At 48.6% G+C, this 20,167-nt stretch carries 13 protein-coding genes; 10 read left to right on the forward strand and 3 right to left on the reverse strand.

The genetic code is table 11. From position 1 onward, the window contains the following. Positions 1 to 15: 15 nt before the first annotated feature. The 5 genes from GC096_RS18495 (at position 16) to GC096_RS18515 (ending at position 6,728) form a co-directional block, all read left to right on the forward strand. Positions 16 to 930, forward strand: coding sequence for an N-acetylglucosamine kinase (locus tag GC096_RS18495; RefSeq protein ID WP_171632223.1), 915 nt, complete (start codon positions 16 to 18; stop codon positions 928 to 930). 25 nt (positions 931 to 955) lie between these two features. Then, positions 956 to 2,578, forward strand: a complete 1,623-nt coding sequence (gene nagZ, locus GC096_RS18500) for a beta-N-acetylhexosaminidase (protein WP_171632225.1) — start codon at positions 956 to 958, stop codon at positions 2,576 to 2,578. Positions 2,579 to 3,212: 634 nt separating this feature from the next. Further along, positions 3,213 to 4,283 carry a serine hydrolase domain-containing protein gene (locus tag GC096_RS18505; protein ID WP_171632226.1) on the forward strand — a complete coding sequence of 357 codons (1,071 nt, stop codon included), beginning with the start codon at positions 3,213 to 3,215 and terminating at the stop codon, positions 4,281 to 4,283. Between the two features lie 286 nt (positions 4,284 to 4,569). Next, positions 4,570 to 5,757, forward strand: coding sequence for an anhydro-N-acetylmuramic acid kinase (locus tag GC096_RS18510; protein WP_171632228.1), 1,188 nt, complete (start codon positions 4,570 to 4,572; stop codon positions 5,755 to 5,757). 134 nt (positions 5,758 to 5,891) lie between these two features. Further along, positions 5,892 to 6,728: a tetratricopeptide repeat protein gene (locus GC096_RS18515; RefSeq protein ID WP_171632229.1), complete on the forward strand. Its 837-nt coding sequence runs from the start codon at positions 5,892 to 5,894 to the stop codon at positions 6,726 to 6,728. Between the two features lie 332 nt (positions 6,729 to 7,060). Here the strand turns inward: GC096_RS18515 and GC096_RS18520 are convergent, their stop codons facing one another. Further along, entirely contained in the window at positions 7,061 to 7,657 is a 597-nt protein-coding gene (locus tag GC096_RS18520) for a hypothetical protein (protein ID WP_171632231.1), read from the reverse strand. A 225-nt stretch (positions 7,658 to 7,882) separates the two neighbouring features. On the opposite strand from GC096_RS18520, the gene GC096_RS18525 reads away from it, so the two are divergent. Both GC096_RS18525 and GC096_RS18530 read left to right on the forward strand, forming a co-directional pair. Further along, positions 7,883 to 10,048 carry a GAF domain-containing sensor histidine kinase gene (locus tag GC096_RS18525; RefSeq protein ID WP_171632233.1) on the forward strand — a complete coding sequence of 722 codons (2,166 nt, stop codon included), beginning with the start codon at positions 7,883 to 7,885 and terminating at the stop codon, positions 10,046 to 10,048. A gap of 36 nt (positions 10,049 to 10,084) precedes the next feature. Continuing rightward, positions 10,085 to 10,735 (forward strand): response regulator transcription factor, encoded by a 651-nt coding sequence (locus tag GC096_RS18530; protein ID WP_171632235.1) that lies wholly within the window; start codon positions 10,085 to 10,087, stop codon positions 10,733 to 10,735. Between the two features lie 384 nt (positions 10,736 to 11,119). Here GC096_RS18530 and GC096_RS18535 read toward each other — a convergent pair whose 3' ends face one another. After that, positions 11,120 to 12,766, reverse strand: a complete 1,647-nt coding sequence (locus GC096_RS18535; protein WP_171632236.1) for an MORN repeat-containing protein — start codon at positions 12,764 to 12,766, stop codon at positions 11,120 to 11,122. A 39-nt stretch (positions 12,767 to 12,805) separates the two neighbouring features. After that, on the reverse strand, positions 12,806 to 13,192 hold the full coding sequence (locus tag GC096_RS18540; RefSeq protein WP_171632238.1) for a DUF4280 domain-containing protein: 387 nt from the start codon (positions 13,190 to 13,192) through the stop codon (positions 12,806 to 12,808). Between the two features lie 224 nt (positions 13,193 to 13,416). Between GC096_RS18540 and GC096_RS18545 the strand changes: the two genes are divergently transcribed. Genes GC096_RS18545 through GC096_RS18555 form a run of 3 tightly spaced genes read left to right on the forward strand, consistent with a single transcriptional unit; the run spans position 13,417 to position 20,147 of the window. After that, positions 13,417 to 16,842: a copper amine oxidase N-terminal domain-containing protein gene (locus GC096_RS18545; protein WP_246302845.1), complete on the forward strand. Its 3,426-nt coding sequence runs from the start codon at positions 13,417 to 13,419 to the stop codon at positions 16,840 to 16,842. 17 nt (positions 16,843 to 16,859) lie between these two features. Beyond that, the gene (locus GC096_RS18550; RefSeq protein WP_171632241.1) at positions 16,860 to 19,628 is read left to right on the forward strand and encodes an adenylate/guanylate cyclase domain-containing protein; all 2,769 of its coding nucleotides are present in this window, start codon (positions 16,860 to 16,862) and stop codon (positions 19,626 to 19,628) included. A gap of 15 nt (positions 19,629 to 19,643) precedes the next feature. Further along, positions 19,644 to 20,147: a GNAT family N-acetyltransferase gene (locus tag GC096_RS18555; protein ID WP_171632242.1), complete on the forward strand. Its 504-nt coding sequence runs from the start codon at positions 19,644 to 19,646 to the stop codon at positions 20,145 to 20,147. Positions 20,148 to 20,167 lie beyond the last annotated feature (20 nt).

A 20,167-nucleotide genomic window follows, 5' to 3' on the forward strand; every position in this document is an offset into this window, starting at 1 on the left:
GAGGTGAGTTCATATATGAAGAGATATGCAGTGGGACTTGATGGCGGAGGTACGAAAACCGCAGTAACCATCGTCGATGAGAACGGTCTCGAGGTTCACACCTTTACATCGGGGGCTATTAACTATAATGGCCAGGATGAGGCGAGTGTGCAAGCTAGTCTAGCGGAGATTTTTCGGGAAATTGATCGTGTATGCGGTGGACTTCAACATTGCGCGCAAGTGTGCATTGGGGCGGCTGGCGTGAGTAATCCAACAGTTACGACCCGTTTGGAATCCAGTGTTCGGGCTAGTGGGTATGAGGGACCTTTGTTCATAACCGGTGATCAAGATACTGCCCTTTGCGGTGCCCATAACAAGGAACTCGGGATTATACTGATCGCAGGGACAGGTTCAATTTGTTATGGCAAAAATGAAGCTGGTGACACGCACCGCGCTGGCGGCTACGGCTACCTGATTGATGATGAGGGCAGTGGCTACAGTATAGGGAGAGATCTGCTTTCTGTCGTTGTGCGGGCTCATGATGGACGGGTGCCTGCGACGGTCATTACAGGAATGGTGTTTGAGCAATTACGTATGACAACGATTGGGCAAATCATCGGGTTTGTCTATGACAAGCAGACTAATAAGAAAGATATCGCTGCGCTTGCACCTATTTTATCCCTAGCATGCGAGCTTGGGGATGAAGCGGCACTGGCTATCGCCGACAAAAGTGCCCGTTCTTTGCTCGAACTGGTTGTACCCGTTGCGGAAAAACTTTCGATGCAAGAAGGCGATCTTGCGATGGCTGGTAGTGCGCTGCTTAAGAATAGCTTTATACAAACAGCTTTTATTAATGGGCTCAAAGAACGTTATCCAGCTATGACCTGTATAACACCGAAGAGAGATGCCGCTAGCGGTGCTGCGCTCATGGCGCTGAACCGTTTGCAGTGATTATGGGACGAGGATGGTAGTAAAGATGAGAGAAATTCATGAGATGTCGCTGCAGGAGAAAATCGGACAGATGATTCTTTGCGGATTTGAAGGTACGGAACCGTCAGCATCGCTGGAAACGCTAATCGCGGAACAGCGCATCGGCGGTGTTATTTATTTTGCACGGAATGTACAGAATACCAAGCAGATTGCTGCGTTATCCGGCCGTCTGCAGGAAATTGCGGAGCGTAACGGAACGTTGCCGCTCTGGATTTCCATCGATCAAGAGGGCGGCATGGTAGCCCGCATTACCGAGGGGGTCGCTCTCATGCCAGGGTTAATGGCGCTAGCTGCCGGAGATGCAGGTCCAGAAGGCGTGTATGAAGCTTCCTTTATTTCGGGCAAGGAACTGCGTTCGCTCGGTATCAATCTGAACTTTGCACCGGATCTGGATGTGAACAACAACCCGGATAATCCGGTTATTGGCGTGCGCTCATTCGGCGAATCACCGGAGAAAGTCGCTCAGTATGGCCGAGAGGCTATACGGGGCTTCCAAGATGCGAACGTTGTGGCAACCGCTAAACATTTTCCTGGTCATGGGGATACGAATACCGATTCCCATCTGGATTTGCCAACGATTACACATGATGAAGAGCGAATTCGTTCGGTGGAGTTGGTACCATTTGTAGAAGCGATTGAAGGTGGAGTAGATGCGATTATGTCTTCGCATATTTATTTCCCAGCTTTAGAGTCTAAGAAACTGCCGGTTACACTTTCGAAAACAGTTCTCACGGGACTGCTTCGTGAGGAGCTTGGCTATGACGGGGTCATCATGACAGATTGCATGGAGATGCACGCGATCTCCGAGCATTACGGTACGGTTGCTGCTGCTGTCATGGCAGTTGAAGCAGGGGCTGATCTGGTGTTGATCAGCCACCGTCAAGATCTACAGGTCGGCGCCATTGCGGCGATCGAGCAAGCTGTGCGCGAAGGGCGTATTTCCGAAGCGCATATCGACGCTTCGGTACGGCGCTTGCTGGCGCTGAAAGCGCGGCGCGGGGTTATTGCGGAGCAGCCTCATGATGAGGCTGCTCTTGAGGTCGGGACCGCGGCGCATTGCGCGGTTGCTACTCGCCTCAGCGAGGCAAGCATCACGCTCGTCAAGGACGAGCAGCAGCTCTTGCCGCTGCCGCGCGTGCGGACACTCGCGGTCACCGTGGCCGCGGCGGTTTCGTCGGGCGTCGACGAAGCCTATGCGGGCGTCGCAAGCTTGGGAGTTGCGCTGGCCGAGCACGGCTTGGACGTGATCGACCGCGTGCTCCCGCTTGCGGAGGTGAACGAGCACCGCGCAGCGGTGCTCGCGGAAGCGGCGGCTGCGGAGCAGATCGTCATCGGGACGTACAACGCCCGATTCCATCCTGCGCAGGTCGCGCTGGTGCGCGAGCTGCAAGCGCTCGGCAAGCCGCTGGTCGTTGTCGCGCTGCGCGTGCCGTACGACCTGCTGGAGTTCCCGGACGTCGCGACGTTCGTCGCGGCTTACGAAAGCCGGCCGCTGGCGCTGCATAGCACAGCGCGTGCGCTGCTCGGACTGGTGACACCACAAGGGCGTTTGCCGGTGTCGCTTGGTTCTGACTACCCAGCGGGCTGGAGATGGAAGAGCGGTCAGTGATGGAAGTTGTACGTCGATTTTTTCCAGAGGCTGCTGTGTTTAGTCCGATTTCTCCGACTTAAATTGAGGATTACGTATGTAGAAAGACCATTAGTCCGGTTTTGCCGAATTATTTAACCATTTATCTGGCATGTGACTTGTTTTGGTCGATTTAATTTGGTTATTTAGGACTAAATAAGATTTAATGGTAGCTTCAATTGGATTAATTTGGGAATTTCGGTCTATTAAGCTAGTGGGGGTTAGTAAGTCGATTTTATCGTGTGAAACCGACGACTAACTTACGTGTGCCAATGGAAATTGAAAAGGAATTAGTCGGTGAAACCGACTAACTCTGGAGCAGCAGTGAAAATTGGAGTGAAGATAGTCGGTGAAACCGATTAATTCGAGCGCAGCAGTGTCAATTGGAGAGAAGATAGTTGGTGAAACCGATTAATTCGAGCGCAGCAGTGTCAATTGGAGAGAAGATAGTTGGTGAAACCGACTAACTCGGGCGCAACAGTGTCAATTGGAGAGAAGATAGTTGGTGAAACCGACTAACTCTGGAGCAGTAGTGGTTTTTGGAGTCTATAAGTCGATTTTATCGACTAGCTCACTTCCGGATTCAAAGCAATAAAACTGAAGGAGCACAGTCGTTATGTCCAATTGGGATATCGCTAAGATAAGCAACTTCATCGAACAAGAAATTGCCGCAGGTCATCTACCTGGCGCAGTCCTTTACATCGCTCAAAGAGGGAAAGAAGTAGTGAAGCAAGCCTATGGGAACCGTGTCATGTATCCAGAAGCTGCTCCGATGAGCGTGGATACGGTTTTTGATTTGGCTTCACTGACCAAGGTAGTTGCAACGCTGCCAGCTGTGCTTCAATTGATGGATCAAGGGAAACTTACTTTGGCTGATCCGATTGGTAGCTTTTTGCCGCAATTTCGCTTCTTTCAGGAAGAACCTATTCGGATCGTACATCTACTTACACATTCCTCAGGGCTTCGGGCAGATATCCCAGGTATGAGAGGGCTGATGCATCTATCCCGGGATGAGCTGGTAGATCTGATCTTAAACGAACGACCGTTGCATCCCCCTGGAACTAAGGTTGTTTATAGTGATATTGGCCTGATATTGCTCTATCTGATCATTGAAACTGTGACTGGTGAAGCCTTCGACACCTACCTCAAACGGGAGATTTTTGAACCGCTGGAGATGGCGGAAACGGGGTTTTGCCCAACCTTCGTGGAAACGCGTTATGCGGTTACCGAGTTTTCGGAACAGCGTCAAGCGTACAAGGCAGGCATTGTTCACGATGAAAAAGCAGAGCTCATGCACGGTATAAGCGGTCATGCGGGACTATTCTCGACGATTCATGATGTAGCGAATTATGCTGAAATGATCCGGCAGAAGGGCATTTTTAAGGGACGAAGAATTATTTCCAAGGCAGCTATCGAGTTGTCATCCCGTAATTTTACACCGTATGACCAAGAGTTTCGGGGGCTGGGTTGGTTGCTTAGAAATCCGAGAAGTTTCTTGTTTAGCGGAGACTATGTCTCCGAAGACTCCTTCGGACATACTGGTTTTACAGGGACGAGCCTGTTGTTCGAGCCTGAGCAGGATCTGCAAGTCATTTTTCTTACCAATCGGGTTCATTTCGGTCGAACGGAACACATTTTACAAATTCGGCCAAGGCTGCACAATCTCATACTCTCTCAATCCCAATAGATTTGTTGAAAATAAAAAGTATTAACCCATAAGGCCTCCCAGGCCATGGACAGGGAACTAGAATGCTCTATCTTGGAGGGAATAGATAAAATCGTCATCGAGAGGGAACTACAGTATCCTATTTTGTTGAAAACCGTCATAACGCACGAAAATCGACCCGATAGTGCCTCTACGTTCCCCTTAGGTATCGTTTCGTCCGATTTCGGCCAATTTAGGACATCTACGTTCCCTTTCTAATCCGTTTGAGCTTATTTCAGCAAAAATGAAAGAATGGAGATGAGTTATCATGTTGCGTACACTTTTGAATAAAGCTTCCCTAACCATAGCGGGGCTCATGTCAGGCACCTCCCTAGATGGCATTGATGTTGCCATTGTCCACATAGAGGGGCGAAGCGTAGAGACGAACATCAAGCTGCTTCACTTTGAGAGTCTTCCTTTTGATGAGGAGATGCGAGAAAAGCTTAAGCGTTTATGCACGATCGAGCATTCCGATGTTGCGCAAGTGTGTGGCATGAACTTCGCCATAGCCGAGCGTTTCGCAGATGCCGTCATCCAAACGGCCCAAGCAGCAAACATAAGCATGGACGACATCGATCTGATTTCGACGCATGGGCAGACGATCTGGCACATCCCGGTAGCGGATGAATCGGACCGTTTTCTTCCCAAATCAACGCTGCAAATCGGGGATTTGTCCGTCATTGCCAAACGAACAGGCAAACCTGTCGTTGGTGATTTCAGGACAGCGGATATCGCTGTTGGCGGGCAAGGCGCACCGCTTGTACCTTATGGCGACGATCTCATGTTCAGAGATGCGGATAAGGGCCGAATCCTTCAAAACATAGGCGGAATTGGCAACTGCACGGCTCTTCCGGCCGCTAGTGCGGATGGCGGTATGATCGCTTTTGATACGGGCCCGGGGAATATGGTGATGGATCAGGTTGTGTATGAGCTATCCCAAGGGAAGCTTTCGTACGATGCCAATGGCGATTGGGCTGCCAAAGGCAAGGTACATAACGGATTGCTAGCGGACATGCTCGCACATCCGTATTTCCAGGAACCGCCTCCGAAGACGACGGGCCGTGAAATGTTCGGGAAAACCTATGCCTCGGCATGGCTGGTTTCTGCTCTGGAGCAGGGGCTGTTGCACGAGGATATCGTGGCGACAGCGACAGCTTTTACCGCGCATACGATTGCACGCGGGTATCAGGCATACATTTTGCCACAGTGTAGCATTGCGGAAGTGATCGTGAGTGGAGGCGGTGCGCATAATCGCACGCTGCTTCTGATGCTGGCAGATTTATTGCCTGAGCAAGCCATTCTTACGTCAGATGAACTTGGTATTTCAGCAGATGCGAAGGAAGCGATTCTGTTTGCTTTGCTTGGCAATGCATTCATCCAAGGAGAGCCGAACAACGTTCCAGCGGCGACGGGAGCAGAACGACCGACGATCTTGGGGAAATTAGCTCTGCCATAGGTTCTACCTTGTATCAGACCGAAGCCATCTATGTAACAGATGGTCATTCGGTCTTATTTTTGGTTAGGAGAAGTGTCTACTTTTTTGGTACAATGTTTACAACTTACTAGAGTTTGTAAAGGAGAGAAGTATGCATGCCGCCTATCCTCAAAAGTATTCTTAAATTAATCGTTGTAATTCTCTTAATTGTTATGGCGTTTCAGGCTAACTGGTTAATTGGGGTAGCTGCAATCTTGGTCATCCTAGGTTATTTTGTTTATGTGAACCGATCTGCTATGTACGCTCAGAGGGGCAATCTGGCCTATATGAAGGGTGATCGTGAGCAAGCGTTGATTTGGATGGAAAAAGCGTATGACTCGAAAGCCTTTCTGCCAAAACATCAAATTGGATATGGTTATTTGTTAATGAAGACAGGTGATCTCACCAAGGCTGAGCAAATGTTCGAAGAGGTTCTGCAATCAGCGAAAGCTTCAGATATCCGCATACAAGCGAAACTCAATGTGGCTACAGTGTACTGGTTGAAGAACAAGCGGGACGAAGCATTGGGCATGTTGCAGGAGCTAGCAAACGAGGTCAAGAACACACTGGTCTATGGGAATTATGGTTATTTTCAAATTTTGCAGGGAGACTTGGAAGAGGCACTTACTTATAATCTCGAGGCCTACGCCTATAATGACAACGATATCACCATTATGGATAACTTAGCGCAAAACTACTATATGCTCGGTCGTCTGAAAGAGGCGGATGAGATGTATACGAAAGTGATTGCCAAAACGCCTAAGCACGCGGAGTCCTATTATTTCTATGCGCGAACGCTTGAGCAACTTGGACGAATAAAGGAAGCTCGGGAACAGATTCAAACGGCGCTAGGGAAGGAACTTGCCCTCGTAACGCCTTTGACGAAAGAGGATATTGTGTTATTCGCTAGTGAGTTAGGTGATGACGAGGTTGAGCAAATGGTAGGGGAGTAGTTTGAAGGTTTAAAAACAGAGCCCGTTCGAGTGAAGAATCTCGAACGGGCTCTGTTGGTTGGGAGCGGCCATGCTAACGGACATGGGAGCCGCTAATTGACTACAAAGCAGGGGAAATAAATTCTAATGGACCCTGCAACTGTTATTTGCATTTATTACCATAAATGAGCGCATGAAACAGTAAATAACGCTCCTAGTGTCCGCTAGCTATTAAAATGTACTGATTTACAGCTCATAGAGGCTGTCAGGTCCGTTAGCTTGACTTGATGGGAATTTGTCGCTGAGGCGTCGATGGGATGCAAGTACGGCTGCCTGACGCTAGCCCGTTTCATTTACCCAGAAATCAATTCATCCCGATGATAAGTGAGTTGCGATGCTGGTGACGCAGCGTTCGTCAATTTTTTAGTCCAGATGCAGTACCCCATGCCTACATACGACAATCCCCAGAAGAAAGCAAAATATTTGTTATCGGCAATTGGCAGGAACATGGAGAGTATCATGATCAGCATGAGTGCGGGGACCCAACGCGGAAAAACTTTTGCCAAGTAAGTCAGGATCATGAACACCAAAGTACCGCCGAGGAAACCAATCGTACCGAATATTTGTGAAATGTTAAGCAACAAGCCTTCCGGTTTGAATGCATTTGCACCGCCGTTAGCAAATTGGGACCACAACATCGCTGTTGTTAGTATATTTCCAATGATGATGGCGAGGATCGTGATAAAACCAGTGATTCCTGTTTCACGGGATTGTACCTGATAAAAAGCGATGGATCCGACAGACATGAGGATGCAAGCTATTAATCCTGCGGTCAATTCTTGTGTGCTATCGGTTCCCCAAATGAGAGAGGCAGGGGTCATCCCCATCCTTGCAATTCCTGCTAAAATACAAATCATACCCAGCCACTTTATTACTTTGTGCTCCGTCATGGTTACTCAACCTCCAATGTAATAGTGTGTTGCTCCTGTGTTTAGACTACTGGAAGGGAAATCACGGAGAACAGAGCAGTGAGTTCCTGAATTTCGGGATATTCGCAGGAATGTTTTGGGAAATGACGGGTAGGCTCGGGAAATTGCTCAATTTCCATATTCAGCTATCGATTCAACAAACTATAATACATACAGGCAACATTCATGCAGAAAGAATGGCGGTGTATGAAGATGTTACATCTGAGCAAAGCAGGTAGTTCGGAAGTTGTTAACAAGCGGCAAGTCGTGTGGTCGATGCGAATTGCACAGCTTTTTGTACTCAGCTTCAGTCTACTGTCAGCTGCGCTATATGTAAGTTTGATCCCACAGTACTACAACGTACTGGTAGGGAAATGTATCCTACAAGGCTGCGGTAATCTCGTTCCTGCCATGCCTTTGCCGGCAAATGGGTTTAGCTTGGAGCAATTTGGACTGTTATTCGTACTCATTGATGTTTTGTTTACATTCGTTTTTTATATGACATCGGCGATCGTGCTTTGGAAAGGATTCCGTGAACCGATGGGGCTGGTGGCAGTCGTCGCAATGGTGTCTTTCGGATCAACGTTTCCGTCGTTAGTCATGGCGGCATCCAAAGGAGCTGGTTTTGCCCATTATTGGTTCTTAGGTATCTCCATGCTAAGTTGGGTTTCCTTATCCTTATTTCTCTTGCTATTTCCGAATGGCAAGTTTGTGCCCAACTGGTCGCGTTTCGTTTTTGTGCTGATTATGATTGTGGATGTGATGACGCTCTTTTATGAAGGGCAGATGTGGGAAAAGTTTCATATCCCGGCCATAGTCCAGTTTCTCTGGTATGGCTCATCCACACTAATTTTGATCTATTCCCAACTATATCGGTTCCGCAATAGGGCTACTGCTGCGGAGCGGCAACAAACGAAATGGGTCGTTTATGGCGCTTCCATTGCTATTGTGGGATTCATTGGCATGAGTGCTTTGTTTGACCCTAGTCTCAATGATGGAACAGCACTGACTTATGTGTATTTAAACGCTGTTTTGAATGCCTCCCTGACGGCTATTCCCATTACATTAATGTTCGCAGTGTTAAGGCAAAGGCTGTGGAACATCGATCCGCTGGTCAAAAGAACGCTGGTTTATGGATCCTTGTCAGTTTGCATTGTGCTCATTTATACAGTGACTGTTTTATATTTAAGCCGTGTAATTCAAACTCGGGATCATTATGTCGCTTCGTTACTGGCAACCGCGATTGTGGCGGTTGCTTTCGCTCCGCTGAAAGAATGGTTGCAGCGGCAAATAAATCGGCTAATGAAAGGCCGCCACGACGATCCTTACGCAGTGCTGCTTGAGCTAGGCAATCAGTTGATTCAGCCTCAGGATCCTGACGCTATGCTGAATGCAGTTGTAAGAACGGTGAAAGATGCGTTGCGAATTCCCTATACGGCCATTTATACCGGTATCGGCGGACAGACGACATTAGTTGCTTCGGCGGGCAGCCTGCTTTATGAGCAACATGTCTTGCCGATTATTCATCGGGGGAAAGAAATGGGAACCCTGCACATAGCCAGCCGGTCAGCGGGGGAAGGATTTACGGCGGAAGATAACAAATTTTTGGATGTTCTACTCAGGCAAGCTGGCCCAATTGTGGAGAATTGGCATATGACGCAGGGGATGAAGTTGCTGGCACAGGACCTGCAAGAGTCAAGGGAAAAGCTGGTGATAGCGCGGGAAGAAGAGCGCCTGTACATTCGTAATAATTTGCACGATGATTTGGCGCCTAAGCTGGCTGCGCTTGCACTGAATGCGGCGACTGCTCAGATTTATGTCGAGACACAGCCGAAAGTAGCGATTGACATGCTGGCGGATTTGCGCAAAGTCATCCGCTCTACAGTGGATGAAATTCGTACGCTGGTCCATGACCTGCGGCCGCCAACACTGGATGAGCTTGGGCTGATTGGGGCCATACAGGAACGGATTGCCCTTCTGTCCAAGCCTGCGGCAATGCTGGCAGGGGAGAAGGGTGCTGAGGTGCTGGACATTCAGCTATATACACCTGGGCTGCTGCCTCCGCTTCCAGCCGCTGTTGAAGTAGCGGTGTATCGCATTGTCACGGAAGCTTTAGTGAATGTCGTGAAACACACCAAAGCTACCACCTGTACTGTAAGGCTGGAAGTGTCCGAAGTCGATCAGCTTCATGTGGAAATTAGAGATAATGGGGCACACTTTACACCTTTGACAGTTCATCCAGTTGCTGAGGGAAAAAGCGGGATTGGGCTGGTTTCTATGCGGGAAAGGGCGGCTGAATTGGGGGGGCACTGTCACATTGACCGGCCTGCGGGCGGAGGGACCCGGGTTTTGGCGGTCATTCCCTTGTCTTGAACATATATAAAACGGTGTGGAGGAGAATGACAGACGATGAGGATAATGATTGCAGATGATCATCCGATATTTCGAAGCGGTGTCCGAAATTTGCTGCAAACTACGGAAGATTTAATTGTCGTAGGAGAAGCGGCATCTGGAGATGAAGTTTTGGGGCTCGTGGAACAATGTCAGCCTGATTTGATATTAATGGACATTCGAATGCCAGGGCTCAATGGCATTGAAGCGACCCGGTTAGTCAAAGAGAAATATCCGCACATCCATGTGCTAATTCTCACCATGTTCCGTGACGATCAATCGGTCTTTACGGCTATGCGTGTTGGAGCCAAAGGATACGTACTCAAAGACGCTGATGAAATCGAATTGCTTCAGTCTGTTCGGATGGTTGGCAATGGAGGCGCTGTGTTCAGCTCTGATATTGCGGCCCGCATGATGCATTTCTTCTCGGAACCGAGAACACGCAATCCCTCGGAGCATCCGGTATTATCTGAACTGTCCAAACGTGAAATGGAAATTTTGGAGCGGATGGCTGAAGGTCATACCAATGCCCAGATCGGCGCGCGTTTAGCGATCAGCGCCAAAACTGTGGCCAACTACGTTTCGACGATATTGAATAAGCTGCAGGTCGTGGACCGCAATGAAGCCAGCAGAATCCTGCAAGAATTTCGGGAGGGTTCATCGAATTAAAGAAGCCTCGGCCACGGAAATCATGGCCAGAGGCTTATATTTGGTCGAGCCTTGATAAACGCACGCGTCTCAGCAGTCAAATTACCCAAAATCAACAAACTGCTGAGTGGAGTCGCCTAAATCTGCCGTCTCAGAACCCTGATCACCGGAAAGTATCTCCGAGCCGTGTGCTCCAAGCAAATAGATGGATATTGTACAGTTATTCTTCGGGATTTTCCGATCAAGCGCTCATTTGATGGAAAACCTACAGCTAATTTCATACATTTTAGCCATGTGGAACAAAAGAGGCAGTTTTAACAACATATTTTCCAGTTAAATCGAGTTTTCGAAGAAACTTGGCTTAAATAGCTGTACTATTTCCAGTTAAAGCAACGAAGTAGCCAGTTATTTGGTTGAGCTCACCTGCAACAGGTGAGCTTCTTTGGTTCGATTGAAATGGGTGAGCGTGAACAGATAATCACCCTTAAAGTAACTGTTCTTGTACGCGCCAGCACCTGCGCCAACTTCCAGTTCCATAATGCTGTAGCCTGCATCATTCGGCTCGTTCAGCTTTTTGAACGTCTCGATGCCTGGCTGCAGCAGCGCTAGAGGCTTGGAGCCCCAAATACTAAGGGACGTGACCACCGCTTCCTTCGGGTTGGTCTTCGACGGCTCTACCAGCAGCGACAGCTGGTAGGCCGGGTAGCTCAGCAGCAGCTTCACGCCTGCTGCCGCGCTAGCCCCAGCGCCTGCCGCATCGGCAAGCGGCGAAGCAATATCGGAGGCGGCTGCGACCGCCGCCTCCTGGCCCGCGAGCATGACGCTGTCATCCTGCAGCGTCACTTCCGCTGGTTTGCCCAGCAAGTCTTCGACTTTCTTGCTGGACAAACCGAGGAAGCCCTGCAGGCTGACGGCGCCGCCTGCCCAGAAGCTCCGCAGCAGCGGCGCGCCGTCTGCGTCAAACACCGTGCCAAGGCCGTCATAGACGCTGGCCTTGAAATCCCCTTTGTAGACGAGTTTGCCTAACTCGTCATACGCTTCCCCGGCGCCGGTCAGGGCGCCGCTCTGGAACGCGCCTTTGAGGCGCGGAACGCCTTTTTCATCAAAAGAGGTGCCCTCGCCGTTATATAAACCTACAAGAAATTGACCTTTATACTTCATCATGCCGCTAGGGTAGAATTCCGTGCCCTCGCCGGAGTAGCTGCCATTTTTGAAGCCGCCTTCGTACATGAGAATGCCCTTCGCATCAAAGAGCTTGCCTGCCCCATTGTACAAACTTGCGGAGAATTCTCCCTCGTACTGGATGATTCCTCCCGAGGAGAAGAGCTTGCCAGCGCCATTATACATGCCGCCATTGAAGGCTCCTTCATAAAGCAAGTCCCCGCTAGGTACAAACAACTTGCCAGCCCCGCCGAATTTGCCATTTTGAAACTCGCCTGTATAGATGACTCGCTGCTTCTCATCGTACAAGGCGCCAGCGCCATTATAGACATCCGCCGTGAAGGCGCCTTTGTAAATCAGGTGTCCTAGTTCATCATAGAGAGCGCCGTTCCCATTTTTGAGACCTTTTTCATAATCACCCTCGTACGCGAGGATGCCGTTGTCATGGTACAGCTTACCTTTACCAGAGTAAAGACCATCAACCAGATCGCCGACATAGCGAGCTTCTTTTTTATCTTTTTTCGGATCGACAACGACTTTACCATTACCCGAAAAGCTATTGAGTTTAGGTGTATTTTCCTGAAGTACCGGTACACGGTTAAGCCATTTGTTCACGATCGCAGGCGGGCGTATGAAGATGAAGTAAGCTAGAACGAGCAGGAACAATACGATGAAAATAAGCAGTCTCTTGGAGATGTAGTAGGAGCCGATCAAAACGTAGTTTTTTAAAGAGGATTCACGCGTTTGCAACATGGTTCGCATCATTTGCTGAAATTTAATAATCGCTAGCTTAGGCAGCCTTCCAACGGTCAGGATGGCCTTCATAATATGTCCGATGAAAGGTGCTACGATAGGCTTTAGCACTTTCTCAATCGTTTTAATCGGCTCCAATGCTCTCACTCCTTGTTTCAATTGTAAAAAAAGAACAATTTATGGGACCTGAATCGTCATCTGACCAGGCTGTTGAACGGAAATAACGCCGCCCCAATTACACATGCATTTGGAGCTATTGTTAAGCGCGGGCATATTCGCGACAAGGACGGTAGGCGCTCCGGGTGCCCAAGGAGCTGCTGTGACGGGGATGCAGGGCATCGGTGTCAGTACGCCAAGAGCTGCAGCTGTCGCTGCGGCCACCATGGGATTCGCCATCGAATTGCACATCCCAAACGGCAGTATATTCACCATGGGCTTATTATCCATGATATTGGCAATAGGCATCGCGGTCATGACCATATTCGCAGGAAGCACCATTAACGAGCTAGGTGCAGCACCGAATGTGCATTGCAGCATAGCGCCACCGCATACGATATTCCCCATCTGCAAGCCCCTTCCTTGAAATTATTTCCCGTGCAATAATTCGGCAAAATTTGCTTTCATCTTTCTTTTATACTACTAGAAAAGGTTATATGCGGCAATCTAATCCTATATTCGCTAGATTTCGCTATTTTTCTCCAAAGAATGGATGCGAGAGTGGTAGAGATATTGTACTATAAAGAGAGAGAAGTACGTGAGCGGAGGGGTTTGTTCTGAATGGTTTGAATATGGTGAAAATAGGGCTCGTAAGTCTACTTGCGACATCCTCGATCCTGACGGCAAGTGCACGGGTGGAAGCTGCTGGGGTCAAGGTTTTGACCATGCAGGATGCGATTAAACAAGGGCTTCAGAAGAGTCCTCAGCTGCGCGATGCCAGAACGGATGTCTTGAAGAAAAGAATCGAGCTTGAACAAGCGCAGCATACGGTTAACAATGAGGAAGCCAAAGCTGCCGGATTATTCGCCAGGCCCCATAATTTAAGCCAGGATATTGGTACGCGGATGAAGGTGCCAGATGCCAGATCGCAGTTGTATTTGGCCCAGGAAACCTTGCGGCAGCAAGGGGATTCAGCGCGATATGAGATCGAGAAAAGCTATTTAACTGCCTATCAAGATGCGGTGGCTGAGGAGCGCTCTCGTAAGAAAGTTGAGGAAGCGAAAACATCCGTCGACACGGTTCTTAAAAAGCGAAAATTCGGTCTCGCCGATGCGGCCGAACAGGACAAAGCGGACAAAGCGCTAGAGAAGGCGGCATCGGACTACAAACAAGCGCAATTGACAGCGAAATCTAGTCGTTTGGCACTAGGTAAATTACTACAGCTTGATATGGAAAATAAAGTGGAGCTTTCGTTTCAGCCGGATTACGCGGATTTGAATGAGAAAACGCTGCCTACCTATCTAGCTATGGGGCAGAAGACAACATTAAGCCTATTAAGAGATACGGAGGCTCGTCGTTTGGCAGATGAAAAGCTGAACACGACCCGTAATTTATATAGCAGTAAATTTGGCCCGGCACGCATGAGGGTGATGGATGGCTTATTTAAAGAGCAAGAGATCGATATGGAGCTTTTTCAAGCAAGCTATGATGAAACACTTGGGCGAGTGAAAGAGGATTGGCAGGGATTTTTTATGCTGCTCGGGTTCATTCCCATTCCGAAGTCGCTGCTGCAAGGTGAATTTGATGGACTGCGCTATTTGGATGACCTGACGAATGCTTTACCACTGGCAACTATGGAGCAGAATAAGGCGCAGCTGCAGGAAAAAGAAAGCCGAAATGCGGTTATTGCGGATGTGAGGCAATCCTTTTTGGAGGCTAAGGGAGCTGAAGAAGCCTACGCACAAGCGTTGCGTGATAAGGATAATGGGGTAACCAATTTATCGAAGGCGAACCAGAAGGTGAAGCTGAGTTTGATGAAATCAGAGGAGCTTCAAGCCTATAAAGATGCGGTTGATCAGGCGGATCAACAAATTATGTCTGCACAAATTGCCTATAAATTGGCGCTTGGCAAGCTGGATCAAGGAACAGGCGGAGCAGTGAATCGTACGCTTCGCGAAGGCATATTGCCGTATCGTGATCTCGATGATGGCTTGTCGCCGATGAAACCGCAGAAACCCAAAGCTCCATTGGGTACGTGGAAACTGAAACCAGCGGTTGGACAGCTGCTTAGCGATTTCAGCATAAGTGTGAGCAAGAAACTGGGAGCAACGGACTACGCCGTATTTACCAAAGACGGTAAACGTGTTGGAAAACGGACGAAGATCAATAAATCGGTACGGAATTTAACACTGAAATTCAGTCAAATTGATCAACTTAAGGTTGTTTTCTATAACAAAGGGCAAGTCATTCAGACGCTGCCACTTGATGGAAAAGGTAGCACAGGGCAGTTAGTTGCTGCTAGCGCTGAGAACGGCGGGGCTTCGGGAGACGCAAGCGGGAGTACTGGTGCGGATGGCAGCGCGGGTCCTGATGGACAATCAGGAAGCGATAGCAGTACTGGAAACAATGGGAATAACGGAAACTCGGGAAATACGGGAAATAATGGTGGCAAAGGAACGACAGGTACCGGTGGCGACAATGGTGCTGGCGGTGATGACAACGGAACAGATGACAACGCTGAGAATGCTGGGCAGGGTGTAGACTCTAACGGTGAGAACGAAGGCTTAGGGACGGTCATTATCGGCTCGTACAAAGTGAAGTTAGAAGCGTTGACGCCTGAGGCTTTTAATGCAGCAACCGCTACAATGGCGTCTACGGGACAAGGGATGGTGTATCAATCGGATGCGCCAGGCGCTCCTTGGGTAAGTATGGATGATGTGCTAGATCCTCATGCATTAACAGATCCACCAAGCTCCGCCGTTCTTTCTAAAAAAGTTGTGGATGCGATTAAGGTGACCGTTGAGATCAAGGAGCCAGGCACGATTGCTTCCCTTGAGACACCTGAGCAACTTCAAGGAAAGATAAATACGTTAAAGCAAGACATTGTGAAACTAGAAACGGCCAAAACTACCGCAATTGCCGCCATGAAGCTGAACGACATCGCCGATCTCGCGGTGCAGATCAAGGACGCGCAGGCCCAGCTCGGCATGCTGGAGGCGCTGCTCAAAGGCGACACCAAAGCCGCACTCGCGCAGATGGCGCTCGTGAACAACCCGGACGCGCTGATCGCTGCGCTGTCCGAGGAAGACACATCGCCGGCTGAGCCGGGCGATGGCTCTACAGGCACAGGCGGCGACGGTAACCCCGCCACCCCAGGTCAAGCGGCCAGCGAGGATCAGCTGGCCACCGAAGCCGCGCTCCAGCAGCAGAAGCTGGAGCAAGCCCTCGCCGCCGGCGAGCCGGAAGCCGCTGCAGCCTTGCTGCAGCAGCTTCTCGCGACGCAGGCGCAGCTCGCGGATGCGGGGTCTGGCGCATCCGAAGGTCTGGCTTCGCTCGCAGCAGCGAAGCAGAAACTGCAGGCTGCGCTGAGCGCAGCGCAGGCGCAGCAGGACACGGAGCGGGTGGCGACGCTGACCCGCTCGATCGAGGCCGTCGACGCAGCGAAGCTGTCGACGCAGAAGGCCGTGCTGTTCGCGAAGCTGGACGCGGTACAGGCTTTGCTGGCGGAACTGCCAGCAAACGAGGCCGTACAAGCGCAGCTGGAACAGCAGGTAGAGAAGCTGCTGGGCGATCTGCAGCTTCAGGAGAAGTTGAAGTATGCGCCAGAGGAGCTGCAGGAACTTGCAGCAGTCGCTGATAGCTTAGCGAGCATAACTTCGATCCCTGCTTCTACTGGCCTTGCTGAGGTTCCTGTCACGATTCAGCCTCTTTCGGCAGAAAACGTGCTTTCTTCCAATATTTCTATCAAATTTGCCGCTCCGCCTGTTATAATAAATGGACAAGCCTATTTACCTATTAGATCTGTTTCCGAATCATTTGGAGCGGCGGTAGATTGGGACTCGGAGAGCTTGACAGTCACGGTAAGCACGGAATATACAACTATTACAAGCTCTATTAATCAAGTTACGGCTTACATAGATGGACAACCTATCGTGATCGATGGACCATCCTTGCTGCTAGATGGTAGGACTTATGTGCCATTAAGATTCATTTCTGAGTCCTTAGGCTTAGGTGTCGACTGGAACGCAGCCATGCAAATCATTCAGATTACAAATTAAGAGGAGATTACACAACGATGAAGAAATCGATTGCGGCATTGCTGCTCGTCTTGCTGCTACTGGGTGCTGCAGGTACTTACCTAGGCACACACCAAGATAGCATCCAGCTGTGGCCATGGAAAAAGAGCATGCCATTCGACGGATTATCGAAGGCCATCTCAGACTCGCAGAATAACTTATTCGTCATCGATAACGCCAAGAAAACGATACATAAACTGGATGCCCAAGGCATTCTTCAATTCTCCATTACGAGTGAAACGGGGAAGAATGGTGAAGTGTATCGTTTTAACGATATGGCTGTCGATGATCAGGGCTATTTATATACCATTCGTACGTTATTAGATCCTTATGGGATTGCAGTTAAATCCGAACAAATAGTGCGCTATAAACCAAACGGTGAGTTTGATCGCAGCCTATTCACTCAGGAATATGGCGATGCGCAGACGAAGAGATACCGACTTGGCTCCTTGCGCAATGTGCAAGTACATGAGGGTATGGTGTATTTTTTCAATGATGAAGTGAAGAAATTATCCTTATACGAAACACCTGTTGGCAACACGACAACCACGGAGCCTAAGCTAACGTATTCGATTACGCTTCCAGCTAACAAATATGTGTCAGAAGCAGATGGATTTAAACCGGGTGAAATTTACTACTCCACGCGTAGTGGTGAAATTTATCGTGCTATTAACGAGGGGAACTCCGAGTTGGTTTATCCGCTTGCTGGAGTAGATCGCACACAACGCAATTTCCCAGAGAGCCTGCATTTGGATCATCAGGGACGGTTGATTTTCATTGATTTTAACTCGCGTATGATTACAAGACTAGATCCGAAACAACCTTATGTATTAGAGGGGATTGTTAACGACGAGAAGGCCAAAGCGAGCGGCGTGGAGCTTGCTTTTGACGCGACTACGAGCAGTATTGGTCCCGATGGCAGTCTTATTATCGTAGAGTCCGCTCAAATTAATCGCCGACTCCCCGATGGTACGATTACGCCTTCCCTAATTGAAGCGCAATTTAGTCGGTCTGCTCAAAACCATGCAATCCTCGTATGGTCGATTGCCATAGTATTCATTTTGTTGGTTCTATATGCCATCAAAATCGTATTTGTTAACCTACTGAAAAGACGCTTGCCGCTTATGGTGAAGCAAATTTTCATTCTCATTCCTGTCATTGCTTTCTCCATGATTCTACTCTCTACCGTCATTTACAACAGTTTCTCTAAGAAAATGGAAGAAGAGACGTTCAGTGAGCTGATTTTACTGGCCAGAAACGGGCAAAACCTTGTGGATGGTGACAAATTGGAAAGCCTCACATCTCCCTTGGATTATGGTGGTACCACATATCAATCATTCCGCAAGAAGATTCAATCTGTTTTCGAGAACAATGCACGAGATGATAATCAAGGCTTTTACAAGGCTGTATACAAGTATGAAAATGGCGTTATTTATCGCATTCTGGAAGATGATGACGGCATGCATATGTTTAATCCATTCCAACAAACGCCTGAGAATCAACAGGTTGTATTAGAAGGCAAGCCAGCAACAGGTCAATGGGAAGATTTCTCTGGAGAATGGCGCTATGCCATTGCACCTATTTTTAATTCAGCGGGTAAAATTGTCGGTGTTTTCGAAACGAGTAAAAACCTAGATGGCTTGCTGAAGCATCGTCAATCCGTCCTAAACTCCATCATTCGCAATATTGCTTTTATCTCGGTAGGCTTACTGCTCGTCCTTGTGTTCATGACCTATGTGCTTCTCTCTTCTATTCGGAAGCTGCGCAACAGTGTCGGTGAAATTGCCAAAGGGAACTGGGATACGGTCGTTAGAATTAATACACGGGATGAAGTGTCGGACCTGGGCGACAGTGTGAACATCATGGCTGCTCGTATTCGAGATTATATCACCAAGGTTGAGAATTTCAGTCAATCCTACTATCGATTCGTTCCGCAGCAGTTTTTGCGCTTTTTGAATAAAGAGAGCATTCTAGATGTCGAGCTCGGGGATCAAGTGGAACAGCACATGTCCATTCTCATTTTTAACATCCGAGGATTTTACCAATTATCTAAAAGGTTGTCGCCAGAAGAAAACTTCAACTTCGTCAATTCGTTCCTCAAACGATTCGGACCGTATGTCCGCAAGCATGAAGGGCTTATGAATAAGTATTTGGGCGCAGGTTTTATGGCTTTATTCCCGAATCAGACAGATGAAGCGCTGCTCGCTTGTGTGGAGATGCGGAAGGAGCTAGATATCTACAACTCGCATAGAATGAGTGTAGGTTATTCACCGCTTGATTTCGGAATCGGTCTACATAAAGGACCTCTTCGCCTAGGCATTATTGGGGAGGAACAACGTTTGGAAGGCAATGTTATCTCCGACGGAGTGAATCTAGCGACCATGTTGGAGAAGATGACGGAGCCGCTAGGATCATCCATTCTAATCACGGATTCCGTGGTCAAGACCTTGGAGAAGCCTAAGGACTTCCTCTATCGAGACCTTGGACTAATTCAAGTGGATGGTGTGAAAGAGCCTCTTCACTTGTTCGATGTTTATCAAGGTGATGTAGAAACGATTCGTGCTCTGAAAGAGAAGACGAAAGCCTTGTTTGAGCAAGCAGTTACGTATTATCAGGTTGGACGGTTCTATGATGCACGGGAAGCGTTCTTGATGGTTATTAAACAGAATCGTCAAGATAAGGCAGCCCAATTGTATTTCTATATGTGTGATGAATATTTCCAAAAAGGTACGACTGGTGAATGGAATGGTACATTATCTGTTTCTTAATGAGGTGCTTTTTAGATGCAAGTAAGTAATTGGACTGTGCATGAATTGACCAATGAGAAAGATGCGTTACGGATTACAGATTTCTACTTATCACCTGTTTCTTTCGACGATCAACGTCATACACCAGGTGAGTTGGATCATTTCCGTCATGCGCCAATGCTTAGTTTAACGCAGCGCAATCACCGGCATTGGTATATAGAGAATGAGACGGGGGACATTATCGCCGTGACGAGCTGCAAAGAAAATGAGCATCAATCCGGCGGATTCCTCTGGGATTACTTAGCTGTTCACCGAGAATATCGCCGACATGGATTTGCCAAGGTGTTATTTCAGGCGTTAGAAACGTTTGCACGTTCAGCAGAAGGACGTTACATTTTAACGTACACGTGTGATTTACCCGAATACGTCCCCATTCAAAAGATGTTCAAAGCTAATGGATTCGATCTCATTGGTACGTATCCCAATTATTATTATGAAGGTGAAGCTAGACTCGCATTTTATAAACCACTGTCCCCTTGACAGAAAGACTAATAGATTGG

The sequence above is a fragment of the Paenibacillus plantarum genome, from assembly GCF_013141695.1.
Classification (GTDB): domain Bacteria; phylum Bacillota; class Bacilli; order Paenibacillales; family NBRC-103111; genus Paenibacillus_E; species Paenibacillus_E plantarum.